The sequence below is a fragment of the Streptomyces sp. HSS9-12 genome, assembly GCF_054963655.1.
Window position 1 is genome coordinate 70,483 of sequence record NZ_JBUEGC010000031.1, and the last position, 13,514, is coordinate 83,996.

General features: G+C 70.7%; 13 protein-coding genes and 1 tRNA gene. 9 read left to right on the plus strand and 5 right to left on the minus strand.

The annotated features are described in order from the left end of the window. The first annotated feature begins 110 nt into the window (after window positions 1-110). The 4 genes from ACY34J_RS18120 to ACY34J_RS18135 all read left to right on the plus strand — a co-directional run bounded on the left by ACY34J_RS18120 (window position 111) and on the right by ACY34J_RS18135 (window position 3,409). Complete coding sequence (locus ACY34J_RS18120; protein ID WP_462727507.1) at window positions 111-686, plus strand: TerD family protein; 576 nt, start codon at window positions 111-113, stop codon at window positions 684-686. Window positions 687-780: 94 nt separating this feature from the next. After that, window positions 781-1,356, plus strand: coding sequence for a TerD family protein (locus ACY34J_RS18125; RefSeq protein ID WP_462727506.1), 576 nt, complete (start codon window positions 781-783; stop codon window positions 1,354-1,356). Window positions 1,357-1,415: 59 nt separating this feature from the next. Beyond that, window positions 1,416-2,555, plus strand: coding sequence for a DUF475 domain-containing protein (locus ACY34J_RS18130; RefSeq protein WP_462727505.1), 1,140 nt, complete (start codon window positions 1,416-1,418; stop codon window positions 2,553-2,555). A 131-nt stretch (window positions 2,556-2,686) separates the two neighbouring features. Continuing rightward, the gene (locus ACY34J_RS18135; RefSeq protein WP_462727504.1) at window positions 2,687-3,409 is read left to right on the plus strand and encodes a TerD family protein; all 723 of its coding nucleotides are present in this window, start codon (window positions 2,687-2,689) and stop codon (window positions 3,407-3,409) included. A gap of 36 nt (window positions 3,410-3,445) precedes the next feature. Here ACY34J_RS18135 and ACY34J_RS18140 read toward each other — a convergent pair whose 3' ends face one another. Further along, window positions 3,446-4,462, minus strand: coding sequence for a TerD family protein (locus ACY34J_RS18140; RefSeq protein WP_462727503.1), 1,017 nt, complete (start codon window positions 4,460-4,462; stop codon window positions 3,446-3,448). Between the two features lie 184 nt (window positions 4,463-4,646). On the opposite strand from ACY34J_RS18140, the gene ACY34J_RS18145 reads away from it, so the two are divergent. From ACY34J_RS18145 to ACY34J_RS18160, 4 genes are read left to right on the plus strand one after another with little or no spacing between them, the layout of a single operon-like run. Next, window positions 4,647-5,816: an HpcH/HpaI aldolase/citrate lyase family protein gene (locus ACY34J_RS18145; protein WP_462727502.1), complete on the plus strand. Its 1,170-nt coding sequence runs from the start codon at window positions 4,647-4,649 to the stop codon at window positions 5,814-5,816. 29 nt (window positions 5,817-5,845) lie between these two features. After that, the gene (locus tag ACY34J_RS18150; protein ID WP_462727501.1) at window positions 5,846-8,401 is read left to right on the plus strand and encodes a phosphoribosyltransferase; all 2,556 of its coding nucleotides are present in this window, start codon (window positions 5,846-5,848) and stop codon (window positions 8,399-8,401) included. Further along, window positions 8,398-9,207 (plus strand): HAD family hydrolase, encoded by an 810-nt coding sequence (locus ACY34J_RS18155; RefSeq protein ID WP_462727500.1) that lies wholly within the window; start codon window positions 8,398-8,400, stop codon window positions 9,205-9,207. The genes ACY34J_RS18150 and ACY34J_RS18155 overlap by 4 nt, the downstream gene beginning before the upstream one ends. A 14-nt stretch (window positions 9,208-9,221) precedes the next feature. Beyond that, window positions 9,222-9,929: an O-methyltransferase gene (locus tag ACY34J_RS18160; protein ID WP_462727499.1), complete on the plus strand. Its 708-nt coding sequence runs from the start codon at window positions 9,222-9,224 to the stop codon at window positions 9,927-9,929. Window positions 9,930-9,985: 56 nt separating this feature from the next. Here ACY34J_RS18160 and ACY34J_RS18165 read toward each other — a convergent pair whose 3' ends face one another. From ACY34J_RS18165 to ACY34J_RS18175, 3 genes are all read right to left on the minus strand, one after another. Then, on the minus strand, window positions 9,986-10,210 hold the full coding sequence (locus ACY34J_RS18165; protein WP_462727498.1) for an FmdB family zinc ribbon protein: 225 nt from the start codon (window positions 10,208-10,210) through the stop codon (window positions 9,986-9,988). Window positions 10,211-10,232: 22 nt separating this feature from the next. Then, window positions 10,233-10,961 (minus strand): DUF4383 domain-containing protein, encoded by a 729-nt coding sequence (locus tag ACY34J_RS18170; protein ID WP_462727497.1) that lies wholly within the window; start codon window positions 10,959-10,961, stop codon window positions 10,233-10,235. Between the two features lie 233 nt (window positions 10,962-11,194). Next, window positions 11,195-12,502 carry a hypothetical protein gene (locus ACY34J_RS18175; RefSeq protein WP_462727566.1) on the minus strand — a complete coding sequence of 436 codons (1,308 nt, stop codon included), beginning with the start codon at window positions 12,500-12,502 and terminating at the stop codon, window positions 11,195-11,197. A 493-nt stretch (window positions 12,503-12,995) separates the two neighbouring features. Here ACY34J_RS18175 and ACY34J_RS18180 point away from each other — a divergent pair. Beyond that, a tRNA-Val gene (locus tag ACY34J_RS18180) sits at window positions 12,996-13,067 on the plus strand. 71 nt (window positions 13,068-13,138) lie between these two features. Here ACY34J_RS18180 and ACY34J_RS18185 read toward each other — a convergent pair. Further along, the coding region (locus ACY34J_RS18185) for a tyrosine-type recombinase/integrase (protein WP_462727496.1) at window positions 13,139-13,514 on the minus strand (376 nt) is incomplete at its 5' end.

Sequence of the window (13,514 nt, forward strand, 5' to 3'; positions counted from 1 at the left end):
CCCGGGACACTCCCGGGAACCGCTCACCAGGGTCGATCGTTGACCCCGATGCCAGCACGACGGGGGTGCAGGTTCGCCACATACACCCCTCGAAACCTATGGGAGGACTCGTGGGAGTCAGCCTCAGCAAGGGCGGCAACGTCTCACTGACCAAGGAGGCGCCGGGTCTGTCCGCGGTCACCGTCGGTCTGGGATGGGACGTCCGCACCACCACCGGCACCGACTTCGACCTCGACGCCAGCGCCCTGTTGACCGACGCCGAGGGCAAGGTCGTCTCCGACCAGCACTTCATCTTCTTCAACAACCTCAAAAGCCCGGACGGCTCGGTCGAGCACACCGGCGACAACCTCACCGGTCAGGGCGAGGGCGACGACGAGCAGATCAAGGTGAACCTGGGCGCCGTGCCGGCCGAGGTCCACAAGATCGTGTTCCCGGTCTCCATCTACGACGCGGACACCCGCCAGCAGAGCTTCGGCCAGGTGCGCAACGCCTTCATCCGCGTGGTGAACCAGGCCGACGGCAACGAGCTCGCTCGTTACGACCTCAGCGAGGACGCCTCGACCGAGACGGCCATGGTCTTCGGCGAGCTGTACCGCAACGGCGCGGAGTGGAAGTTCCGAGCCATCGGCCAGGGGTATGCCTCAGGTCTGCGCGGTATCGCGCAGGACTTCGGCGTCAACGTCTGAGCCGTACAGACGTCTCCGGCGCCGCGCCTCCCTGCCATGGGCGGTGCGGCGCCGGACGCGGCTGGGGCACAGCACCCGGGGAGGAACAGGATCCATGGGCGTCACGCTTGCCAAGGGAGGCAACGTCTCCCTCTCGAAGGCCGCGCCGAACCTGACACAGGTGATGATCGGGCTGGGCTGGGACGCGCGCTCCACCACAGGCGCGCCGTTCGATCTCGACGCCAGCGCGCTGCTGTGCACAGCCGGACGCGTGCTGGGCGACGAGTGGTTCGTCTTCTACAACAACCTCAGAAGTCCGGACGGCTCGGTCGAGCACACCGGCGACAACCTCACGGGTGAGGGCGAGGGCGACGACGAGACGATCCTTGTGGACCTCTCCAAGGTGCCGCCTCAGGTCGACAAGATCGTCTTCCCCGTGTCCATCCATGAGGCGGACCTTCGCGGCCAGAGTTTCGGCCAGGTCAGCAACGCCTTCATCCGGGTGGTGAACCAGGCCGACGGCTCCGAGCTCGCCCGCTACGACCTCAGCGAGGACGCGTCCACCGAGACCGCGATGATCTTCGGCGAGGTCTACCGCTACGGCGGGGAATGGAAGTTCCGGGCCGTGGGCCAGGGGTACGCGTCCGGGCTCCGGGGCATCGCTCTAGACTTCGGGGTCAACGTTTCGTAAAAACGCGTACTTCGCAGGGGAATCCGTGGGGGGACCCCGTACACACGATTGGGTAGCCAGTGCTTCTGAGAACCTTCGGCTGGTCCTTCGGCGTCACCGCCGCGGGACTCGCCTTCGCCGCCATCTTCTGGGGGTGGGAAGGCTTCGCCGTGGTGGCGATCCTGAGCATCCTCGAGATCTCGCTGTCCTTCGACAACGCGGTCGTCAACGCGGGTGTCCTGAAGAAGATGAATGCCTTCTGGCAGAAGGTCTTCCTCACGGTCGGCATTCTCATCGCCGTCTTCGGCATGCGCCTGGTCTTCCCGGTCGTGATCGTCGCCATCACCGCCAAGATCGGCCCGATCGAGGCCGTGCAGCTGGCGATGAACGACCCCGGCAAGTACGAGATGCTGGTTACCGACGCCCACCCGGCGATCGCTGCCTTCGGCGGGATGTTCCTGCTGATGATCTTCCTCGACTTCCTCTTCGAGGAGCGCGAGCACACCTGGCTGCCCTGGCTGGAGCGTCCGTTGGCCCGGATCGGCCGGATCGAGGGGCTGTCGGTCTGCATCGCGCTGATCGCCCTGCTGGTGACCGCGACCACCATCGCCACCGATGCCGCGCAGCACGGCGGTACGTACGTCGACAAGTCGGCCACGGTCCTGCTCTCGGGCGTCGCGGGCCTGGTCACGTACCTCATCGTCGGCGGGCTCTCCGGGCACTTCGAGAACAAGCTCGAGGAAGAGGAGGAGAGGGAGCACGAGGCCGAGGAGGAGGCGCGCAAGGCGGGCAAGGAGCCCACCGTCGTGGGCCTCGCCGGCAAGGCCGCGTTCTTCCTGTTCCTCTACCTCGAGGTGCTGGACGCGTCCTTCTCCTTCGACGGTGTCATCGGCGCCTTCGCCATCACCAACCAGATCTTCTGGATGGCGCTGGGCCTGGGCATCGGCGCCATGTACGTCCGGTCCCTGACCGTCTACCTGGTCCGCCAGGGCACCCTCGATGAGTACGTCTACCTGGAGCACGGCGCGCACTACGCCATCGGCGCCCTGGCCGTCCTGCTGCTCATCACCATCAAGTGGCACATCCACGAGGTCATCACCGGCCTCATCGGCGTCGCCCTGATCGCCGCCTCCCTCTGGTCCTCGGTGCGCCGCAACCGCCGTGACGTGGCGGCCGGGACGGGCAGCGACGAGAAGCCCGAAGTGGCATCGGGAGTGTGACGGCAGGGAGTGTGACCGACGCCGGAGTGTGACCACGGCGCGATGGAGGAACGCTCTGAGCGGGGCGGCCTTGAGGCGAAGCCTTCCAAGGGCGCCCCGCGGTTGTACGCGGTGAACAGTGGGGGTGGAGCGTGGCGTTCTGGGGCAACTGGATGCGTGGCAGGCAGCGGTTCGACTCTGCCACGCCCGCGTCGTACACGATCGAGCTGACCAAACGGCATCCGACGGTGTCACTCACCAAACAGGGCGCGGCGAGCGGCAATCTGCGCATCAATCTGTCCTGGCGGATGCGCACATCGGACTTCGACGACCACATGGGGCAGCGGCGCAGCCTGTTCAAGATGTTCAAACCCGAGCTGGTGCAGGCCCAGGGGCCGGCGATGGTCAATGTGGACCTGGACCTGGCGTGCCTGTACGAGCTCCAGGACGGCTCCAAGGGCGTGGTGCAGCCGCTCGGTGACTTCTTCGGCAGCCTCAACGCGCCGCCGTTCGTCAAGCTCAGCGGTGATGACCGGTTCGGCTCGGGCTCCGGCGAGACCATCTTCATCAATCTGGACCACCGGGACGAGATCAAGCGGCTGCTGATCTTCGTCTACATCTACGACGGCACGCCGGCCTTCGAGCGCACGCACGCCGTGGTGACGCTCTACCCGAGCAACGGCCCGCAGATCGAGATCAGTCTGAACGAGCGCGCGCCGCAGGCCCGCTCCTGCGCCGTGGTGCTGATCGAGAACGACAAGGGGGAGCTGACGGTCCGGCGCGAGGTGAAGTACGTCTACGGCTTCCAGTCGGAGCTGGACCGGCTGTACGGCTGGGGACTCCAGTGGGGCCGCGGCTACAAGAGCAAGGTGTGAGTCGCTTACGTCACCGGCTCACACCAGGTCCCCCGTTCATCTGTTCCGCTGGAACTGCGGCCCCTGAGGCGGCAGCGTGAACGCGGCCGGGTCCTGCACCGGCTGCGTCGGACCCGGCCCTGGCTGGGGTGGGTGCGTCCCCGGCTGTGTCGGGTGCGGATAGCCGTACGCCGGGGCCTGCGGGTAGGCCTGGGTTGGAGCCTGGGGGTAGCCGTATGCCGGGGCCTGCGGGTACCCGTAGGCGGGCTGCGGCGCCGGCATCGGCGGAGCCGTGGGCTGCCCGGGCTGCGTCGGCGAGGGCATCGGGGCCGTAGGGGGATAGCCGTAGGACGGCTGCAGCGGTTCGGTCGCCTGCCCGGGACCGAGCAGCGGCTCCGGCTGCCCATCGGGTTCCGCAACCGGCTGCGGCTGCTCAGCTTGGGTCTGCGGCTGGGACTGCTGGGGCTGCTGGGACTGCTGGGGCTGCGTCTGCGCCGCGGATTCGGGCGAGGTGGCCTCCTCGCCCTCCTCCACGGAGATGCCGAACTCCGTTGCCAGCCCGACCAGCCCGGTCTCGTAGCCCTGCCCAAGGGCCCGGAACTTCCAGGCGTCCCCGCGCCGGTACAGCTCTCCGCAGATCAACGCCGTTTCGTCGCCCGTCTCCGGGCGCACCTCGAACCGTGCGATCGGCTCGCCGCCGTCCGCCGCCCCGGCGTTCGCGTCGTACAGGAGCACCAGCAGATCCGGTACGGCCCCGAAGGGCCCGCCGTCCGCCGACGCGGCCAGAACCACTCGGTCCACCGACGGCTCCAGCGCCGTGAGCTCCGCCTCGACCGTATCCGTCAGCCCGTCCGCCACCCGCTTCTTGGGCAGGTGCCGGACCAGACCCGAGGGGTGGCGCGGCTGGTTGTAGAAGACGAAGTCCTCATCCGTGCGCACGCGGCCGTCGCTGCCCAACAGCAGGGCCGACACATCGACATCGGGCACGTCAGGGCCCGGGGTCCAGTGCAGCACCGCTCGTACGGCGGTGGCCTCCAGTGGGATGTTCGACCCCTTCAACATCGCGTGCGTCATGGCGATAATCCTGCCTTCCCGGTGGTGGCGGTCACAACGCGGGGGCACGGGCGGAGGCCGCCGCAACGGCTCGGATGTGCGGGGGTTACGCGATTTTCATGTACTTGGGGAACTCTTGACCTCCTGCCGCTCGTAGCATTACCGGCCAGATCAATTCAGGTCACGCGACCACGACGGGAGTTATATGCGTCATTTCGGGCATGTCCCGCCCGATGTCCGGGAGAGTCTGTTCCACCGCCAGCCGATCGAGTTCACGGCGGACTCCCCGGCGCGCACGCTCGCGGTCGCCCTGGGCGCCACGCTCTACAGCCCCGCCACCCGCCCCCACCTCGCTGACGACGTGCTCAAGCAGAGGGCGCGCGGACTGGTCTCCATGGTGCTGTGCCTGGAGGACTCCATCGACGACGCCGATGTGACCGGCGCGGAGGACAACCTGGTCCAGCAGCTCACCGACCTCGCCCGGCGCGGCACCGACGAGACCGGTGACCTGCCGCTGCTGTTCATCCGCGTCCGCCGGCCGGAGCAGATTCCCGACCTGGTGCACCGGCTCGGCCCCACCGTAGGGTTGCTGTCCGGATTCGTACTCCCCAAGTTCACCGAGGAGCGCGGAGTTCCGTTCCTCGAGGCGCTGGCCGATACGGAAGCCGCCTGCGAGCGGCGGCTGTTCGCCATGCCGGTCCTGGAGTCCCCGGAGCTGCTGCACCTGGAAACCCGCGCCGAGACCCTGGCCGGAATCCGCCGGACCGTCGACAAGTACCGCGACCGCGTGCTGGCGCTGCGGCTCGGCGTGACCGACTTCTGCTCGGCGTACGGGCTGCGCCGGGCTCCCGACACCACCGCGTACGACGTACAGCTCGTCGCCTCCGTGATCGGCGATGTGGTCAACACCCTCGGCCGCGCGGACGGCACCGGCTTCACCGTGACCGGTCCGGTGTGGGAGTACTTCCGTGTCCAGGAGCGGATGTTCAAACCGCAGCTGCGGCGCAGCCCCTTCACCGGCTGGGCCGAGGAGCTGCGTACCACGCTCATCGAGCACGACATGGACGGCCTGCTGCGCGAGGTCGAACTCGACCGTGCCAACGGCCTGCAGGGCAAGACCTGCATCCACCCCTCGCATGTCGCGCCCGTGCACGCGCTGAACGTCGTCAGCCACGAGGAGTTCACCGACGCGGTCGACATCCTCAGGCCCGAGCGGTGCGGCGGCGGCGTCCTGCGCTCCGCGTACACCAACAAGATGAACGAGGTGAAGCCGCACCGGGCGTGGGCCGAGCGCACGCTGGAGCGGGCCGAGGTCTTCGGGGTCGCGCGGGAGGACGTGAGCTTCGTCGAACTGCTCGCGGCCGGGCTGGCGTGACCTGTGACCTCGTAGTGAACGTGTTCGAGATGAAAGGCAAGAGCCGCATGGTGGTGTGGTCGGGGCAGTGGGTCGCGGACCGTCTGGACGTCGCGCTCGACGGGGACGAGGAGCTGACCGACCTGCTCGGGCTGGCGCTCCGGCGCAACCCCAAGCGGGCCCATCTGCTGGTGTCGAACGTCCTGGGCAAGCATGTGCCGCAGCGGCCCTCGGTCGTCCACGAGGCCGGGCTGCGGCTCGGCCGGCGGGTGCGGGAGCTGCTGGGCGACGAGGCGGCCGCGCGGGCCGTGGTCCTCGGCTACGCCGAGACCGCGACCGGGCTCGGCCACAGCGTCGCGGACGGACTGGCGCTCGCGCCGTATCTGCACTCCACGCGGCGGCCCGTGCCGGGCGTCGCCCCGGTCGGCGGCTTCGAGGAGGAGCACAGCCACGCGACCTCGCATCTGCTGCTGCCTCAGGACCCAGAACTGCTCGCCGGAGCCGGGCCGCTGGTGCTGGTGGACGACGAGTTCTCGACGGGCAACACCGTCCGCAACACGATCCGGGACCTGCACGGCCGGTACCCGCGCGAGCGGTACGTGGTCGTGGCCCTGGTCGACATGCGGTCGAAGGAGGACCGCGGCGCGCTGGAGAAGTTCGCGGCCGACCTCGGCGCGCGGGTCGACGTCGTGTCGCTTGCGGCGGGCACGGTACGGCTGCCCGCGGATGTCCTGAGCCGGGGCCAGGCCCTGGTCGCGGCCCACGAGGCGGAGGCCGAAGCCCCGCCGACGGCCGGTACGTACCAGCGGGTGGAACTCGGGTGGCCCGACGGGGTGCCCGACGGCGGCCGGCACGGCTTCACACCGTCCCACCGGGCGAGGCTGGAGGCGGCGCTGCCGCGGATGGCGTCCCGTATCGCCGACGCGCTGGGCGAGCCGGCCGCCGGTGAATCCCGGCGGGTACTGGTCCTCGGCTGCGAGGAGCTGATGTACGCGCCGCTGCGGATCGCGCAGGCGCTGGAGGCGGAGTTGGAGCACGCCGAGGTGTTCTACTCCACCACCACCCGCTCGCCCGTCCTGCCCGTCGACGACCCCGGTTACGCCATCCGCACCCGGCTGTCCTTCCCCGCACACGACGCGCCCGCCGACGGTCCGGGCCGGCGCTACGCCTACAACATCGCCCCCGGTGCCGACCCCGGCCGCCGCTTCGACGCGGTCGTCGCCGTCGTCGACTCCGTCGCCGACACGCCCGAACTGCACGCCGATGACGGTCTGTTGGCGCAGCTGGCCCAGCACACCGACCGCGTGCTGCTCGCCGTCGTCCCGTCGTACGTACCGCCCGTATCCTCACCAGAGGAATCGTTTCGACGCCCGTCGCCGACGCGCGAGCCCCTGCGCGGCCCCACCTTCTCCTCGTACGCCCCCGACGAGGTCGGCTGGCTGCTCCAAGACCTCTCGGACGTCCCCCTCGAAGCCCCGACCGAGGAGCGCGAGGAGGCCATCCAGCAGGGCGGCGCGCACTACGCGGAGTCGCTGCCCGTCGAGTACCAGCCCAGCGACGAGTATCAGCGGCTCTTCCGGCAGGCGCTCGACGCTTCCGCCACCCGCATCGCCCGCGCCGTCGGTACCGTCACCGAGACCGTCCTCGCCGAAATCCCCCACCGCCTTCGGCGTGGGTGGGGGTCCCCCCGGCAAAGCCAGGGGGAGGGCCCCCAGCCTCGACCGGTGCTCGTCTCCCTGGCCCGCGCCGGCACACCCGTCGGCATCCTGATGCGCCGCTGGGCCCAGTACGCGCACGGCCTCGACCTCCCGCACTACGCCGTCTCCATCGTCCGCGGCCGCGGCATCGACACCACCGCGCTGCGCTGGCTCGCCGACCGCCACGACCCCGCCGACGTCGTCTTCATCGACGGCTGGACCGGCAAGGGAGCGATCACCCGCGAACTCGCCGAGGCCCTGCGGCCCTTCCCCGCCTTCAACCCGGAGATCGCCGTCCTCGCCGACCCCGGATCGTGCGTGCGCACGTACGGCACCCGCGAGGACTTCCTCATCCCCTCCGCCTGCCTCAACTCCACCGTCTCCGGCCTGGTCTCGCGCACCGTCCTGCGCTCCGACCTCGTCGGCCCGGACGACTTCCACGGCGCGAAGTACTACCGCGAACTGGCCGGGTCGGATGTCTCGGCCCTGTTCCTCGACACCGTCTCCGCCCGCTTCGCCGAGGTCGCCGACGCCGTCGCCGAAGCCGCCAAGGAGCTCTCGGCCGCCGACCGTACGCCGACCTGGGCGGGCTGGGCGGCCGTGGAACGGATCAGCGAGGAGTACGGGATCCACGACGTGAACCTGGTCAAGCCGGGCGTCGGCGAGACCACGCGCGTACTGCTGCGCCGCGTGCCCTGGAAGGTTCTCGCACGGCGCGGCGCGGGCGCCGACCTCGACCACGTACGGCTGCTGGCCGCCCAGCGGGGCGTACCGGTCGAGGAGGTGGACGGCCTGCCGTACACCTGCGTGGGGCTGATCCACCCGCGCTACACGCGCGGCGCGACCGGAACCGACGGAAAGGCGGTCGCCGGCCGGGCGGACGCCGCGAGCCAGGAGGCCCTTCGATGACGACCCTCGTCGCCAGCGACCTCGACCGCACCCTCATCTACTCCGCGGCGGCCCTCGACCTGCAGGGGCCGGACGCGGAGGCGCCGCGGCTGGTGTGCGTCGAGGTGTACGAGCACAAGCCGCTGTCGTACCTGACCGAGACGGCCGCCGGACTGCTCGCCGAGCTGGCGCGGGCCAGCGTCTTCGTACCGGTCACGACGCGTACGCGCGAGCAGTACGGCCGCATCCGGCTGCCCGGCCGGCCCGCGCGGTTCGCGATCTGCGCCAACGGCGGGCACATCCTCGTCGACGGTGTGTCCGACCCCGACTGGCACGCCCACGTACGCCGCACGCTGGACGAGGGCTGCGCGCCGCTCGCCGAGGTCCGCGAGCACCTGGCGGGATCCGCGGACCCCCAGTGGCTGCTCAAGGAGCGCGTCGCCGAAGACCTCTTCGCGTATCTGGTGGTCGACCGGTCACTGGTGCCGGACACCTGGGTGAAGGAGCTCGCGGCCTGGGCCGAGGAGCGGGGCTGGACGGTGTCGCTGCAGGGACGGAAGGTCTATGCCGTGCCGAAGCCGCTGACCAAGAGCGCGGCGGTGGCGGAGCTGGTGCGCCGTACGGGCGCCAGGCGCGTGCTCACGGCGGGCGACTCGCTGCTGGACGCGGATCTGCTGGCGGTGGGGGACGCGGGCTGGCGGCCCGCTCACGGCGAGCTGGCGGAGGTGGGATGGCCGGCGCCGGCGACGGTCACGGCCCTGGCGGAGCGGGGTGTCGCGGCGGGAGAGGAGATTCTGCGGTCCATGCTGCGGGCCACCATGCGGTGAGCGAGGATGCCGGCATGTCGTCAGAGTCGTCCAAAGCCCCGCACGCACGCAGCTCGCACGTCCTGCACACGCCCAAGAGCCCCCCGCTGACGCCGGAGCTCTACAGCTACGTACTCGCGCACAACCCGCCGCTCGACCCGGTGCAGCAAGCCCTCGTCGAGACCACGCACGCCAGGTTCCCCCGGGCGGCGGGGATGCAGGTGGCGGAGGAGCAGGGGCCGCTGCTGGCCTTTCTGGTCCGGCTGACCGGCGCGCAGACGGTCATCGAGGTCGGCACCTTCACGGGCCTGTCATCGCTGTCCATGGCGCAGGCGCTGCCGGACGGTGGCCGGCTGGTCACCTGCGATGTGTCGGAGGAGTGGACCGCGTACGCACGGGAGGCGTGGGCCAAGGCCGGGGTCGCGGACCGGATCGACCTGCGGATCGGGCCCGCGCTGGACACTCTGCGGGCGATGCCGGAGGCGCGGCACTTCGACCTGGCGTTCCTGGACGCGGACAAGGAGAACTACATCCCGTACTGGGAGGAGCTCGTGCCGCGGATGCGGAAGGGCGGGCTGATCGTGGTGGACAACGTGCTCTTCCACGGTGAGGTGGTGGAGCCCGAGGCCAAGGGGCCGGCCGCCGCGATCAAGGAATTCAATGAGCATGTGTCCGCGGACGACCGCGTTGAGAAGGTCATGGTCACGATCGCGGACGGCCTGACGCTGGCCCGTAAGCGCTGAGTGGTGGCCGGCCGGGGGCCGCCGAGGTGGCGGCCCCCTTGGTGCTCTTGTGGTCCTCAGCCGCAGCAGCCGCCCCCGCAGCACCCGCCGCCACCTGCACTGGCAGGGCGGGCGCTCGGAGCGGCGGCCGTTGCGGTGCCGCCCACCGAGACGGTGGAGAGCAGCTTGACGGTGTCCTCGTGGCCGTCCGGGCAGGTGGCCGGCGCGGAGGACTCGGCCATCGGACGGTTCAGCTCGAACGTGGTGCCGCAGGACCGGCAGCGGTACTCGTAACGGGGCATGGCGTCAGGGTAACCGGAGCGATCAGCCGCGGCGGCGCTTGCCCGGTTTGTGCGACCCGCGATGCGCACGCCGTCCGCGGCGCCGGGCGCCCGGCCGGCCCGGGTTGCCCTGTTCGCCCGGAAGCTCCGGGGGCCGCTGGTGGGCCGAGGCGGCCAGCCGGTCCAAGGCGGCCCTGCGCTGCGCGGTCTGCTCCCGCGCCACCTGATGCGGGTGGCGCGAGCGCCAGTACGGATTGTCGTGCGGCAGATGGCCGCTGACCCGCCCGTACATCCCGAACGTCATCAGCAGCAGGCCGAACACAAAGCTGAACAGGACGTTCTGGAGCCGGAAGGCGAAGAAGTTGTAGCGGGTCTCGAGCAGGGCGAGGTTGAAGAACCCGCTCAGGATGAACGTGATGCCCAGGCCCATATTGAGCGCCGAGGCGAAGTTGCCTCCGATGATCATGCCCGCGAAGAGGATGAAGCCCACGACGATCGACAGCACGCTCAGCGCGCCGTTGGTGTTCAGCCCGGCGATGGTGTCGCCGCCGATGTCGAAGAAGCCCACCTTGTGGATCAGTCCCAGGATGCCGAAGGCGAGCAGCACCAGGCCCATGAGACCGGCGCCGATCCGGTACACCCGGCTCAACCGGTGGTCCACCGGCAGATGCTCGTCGAGCCGAGGACGCCTGGCGAGACGCTTCGGGGAGCGGCCGCCTGGGCCCCGTCGTGTGGGCCCGGCGCCCCGGAAGCTGGGGCCTCCGGCAGCCATGTCCGGCCTCCTTTGCTGGCGTGGTCGCTTGCTGGCGTGCTGGCGTGCTGGCTTGGTGGCTTGGTGGCTTGCTGGCGTGGTGGCGTGCTGGCTTGGTGGCGGATGTGGCTTCCGCATTCAGGATCCGTCGATGGGCGTGGAAGCGCCAAGGGGATGGGCGGGGGTGATCTGCCCCGAGTTGCCCGGGGCCATGGGGCCCCGCGCTGAGCCGCTCCCGCCGGCCGGTGCGCGCCTCAGGCGCCCGTGCCGCGCTCGTCACGGATGGCGGCCACGACCTGGGCGACGGTGCTGCGTACCGCCTCCATCTCGGTGAGGAAGTGCCAGTAGTCCGGATGCCGCCCCTCGAGGCCCGCGACGGCGCGGTCGAGCCGTACGACCGACTCGTCCAGCGGCTGGGCGTGCCGTGGATCGGGGGTGCTGCGCCCGGCCATGGCCAGCCGCTGCGCGTCCCGGATGGCGAACCGGGTCCGCTCGATCTCCTTCGACGGGTCGAACGACACCTCGTCCAGCCGCCGCAGCCGGTCGCCGGCTGCCGACACAGCCTCGTCCGTCGTGTTCAGCAGGGCCCGTACGGTGCTCAGCCGCGCCGTGGCGTCCGCCCACCGCTGCGCGTCGCGCGCGGCCTGTGCCTCCTTGATCGTCTCCTCCGCCTGTGCGACGTTGCGCGCTGCCAGCTCGGGCACCGCCTGCAGGTCCTGCCAGCAGGCCGCGCTGTAGCGGCGGCGCAGCTCGCTGAGAACCGGCTCGACACCGGCGGCGCGGGTCTGCAGGGCCTGGGCGCGGGTGCGCAGCGACACCAGCCGGCGGTCGATCTCGGCGGCCTTGCCCGGCAGCTGCTCCGCCTCGCCGCGCACCGCCTCGGCGGCGCGCAGGACATCGTCGGCCCGCCGGATGGTCTCCTGGACGCCGTGCCGGCCCGCGCCTTCGTTGAGCTTGGTCAGCTCGGGGGACAGCGCGGCGAGCCGGGCGGCGAGGTCGTCGGCCCGCAGCCCGGCGGCCCGTACGGCGTCGAGCGCCTGGGTCGCGGCACGCAGCGCCTGGCGGGCCCGCTCGATGGCGGGTGCGAGGCGGGCGAGCTGGGTCTCGGCCTTCTGGAGCAGCGGGCCCAGGCCCTGGGCGAAGCGGTCGAGATCGGCCTTGACGCGCAGCAGCTCGTCCCTGGCCCGGATCAGCTCCGTACGGGCGCGGGCGGCGGTCGGCGCATCGAGGTCGGCGCGGTCGAGGTCGTGGGCGTCGACGGCGGTGATGTAGCTATGGCTGACCTCGTCGATACGGCGCCCGAGCGCGGCGAACTCGTCGGCGGTCCGGCGGGCGGCCGGGGAGTCGTCCACGGCGTTGATCGTCTCGACGGAGATCCGCAGGTCGCGCTGGGCGGAGTCGAGGTCGTAGAAGGCCGCCGCGGCGGCGTCCTTGGCGGCCTGCGCCTCGGCCCGCTGACTCTCACCCCGCCCCCACCAGCGCCGCGCGCCGCCTCCGGCGAAGGCGGCCGCGGGCAGGGCGACGGCGAGCAGGGACAACGGCAGGACGAGGAGCGCGAGCAGGTCACGTACGGCGGGGCGCGTGGCGACGCGCGTGGCGGCGCGGGGGGCGGGGCGCGTGGCGGCGCGCGCCGGGCGTTCGGTGGCGCTGGGCGTCCCTTGGGCCGAGGTGCTGTCGCCGGCCCCGACGGACCGGGCGGTCGGGTGGCCATCCCCACTCTCGGTGCCCCTGGTGCTCCCACTGGTCCCGAGAGACTCGCGAGTCCCCTTAGCCTCCACGCTCTCGCTGCTCGGACGACGACGGCGTGCTCGCTGCGGGTACGGCTGCGCGTGTGTCGCCGTCACATCCCTCTCCCGTGGTGTGTCCGCCCCAGACCTGGGGCTCATTGTCCCACCAGGTACGGACGACGACACCGGCCGATCAGTTCGCCCTTCGAGCCTGCGAAACGCTGGGCCTTCCGCGCGGCGCCGATCAGTACGCCTCTGCGTGCTTCCGCACGCCGAGACGGCTTTGTGAGCAGGGCTCGCGGGCCATGTAGGCTGTCACCTCGTTCCAGGGCGCATAGCTCAGTGGTAGAGCGCTGCTCTTACAAAGCAGATGTCGGCGGTTCGAATCCGTCTGTGCCCACCGGCCAAAAGACCCCCAGCCGATCATGGCCGGGGGTCTTTGACATCCAGTTTTGACATCAACGGCGGCGGTCAGCCGGTGTCGGGGCGACGTTTCAGCAGCCGGTCCATGTGGCTGACGGCCTCACGCTGCGTGTCCTGGACGACGTGTGTGTACACGTTCATGGTCACCGCGATCTGGCTATGCCCAAGGATCTCCATTACCACACGGGGAGCGACCCCGGCGGCGGTCAGCAGGGTTGCGCAGCCGTGCCGGGCATCGTGCAGCCGGATCACCCGAAGCCCGGCGTTCTTGGCGACCCTGGTGAACGAGCGGTACAGGTTCCGCGGCTCGATAGGCCGGCCGGTGCGAGTCGTGAAGACGTAGCCGGTCTCTTCCCATTTCTCCCCGGCTCGCTCGCGCATGGCGGCTTGCCTCATTCGCTGCCACCGAAGGGGCGCGATGCAC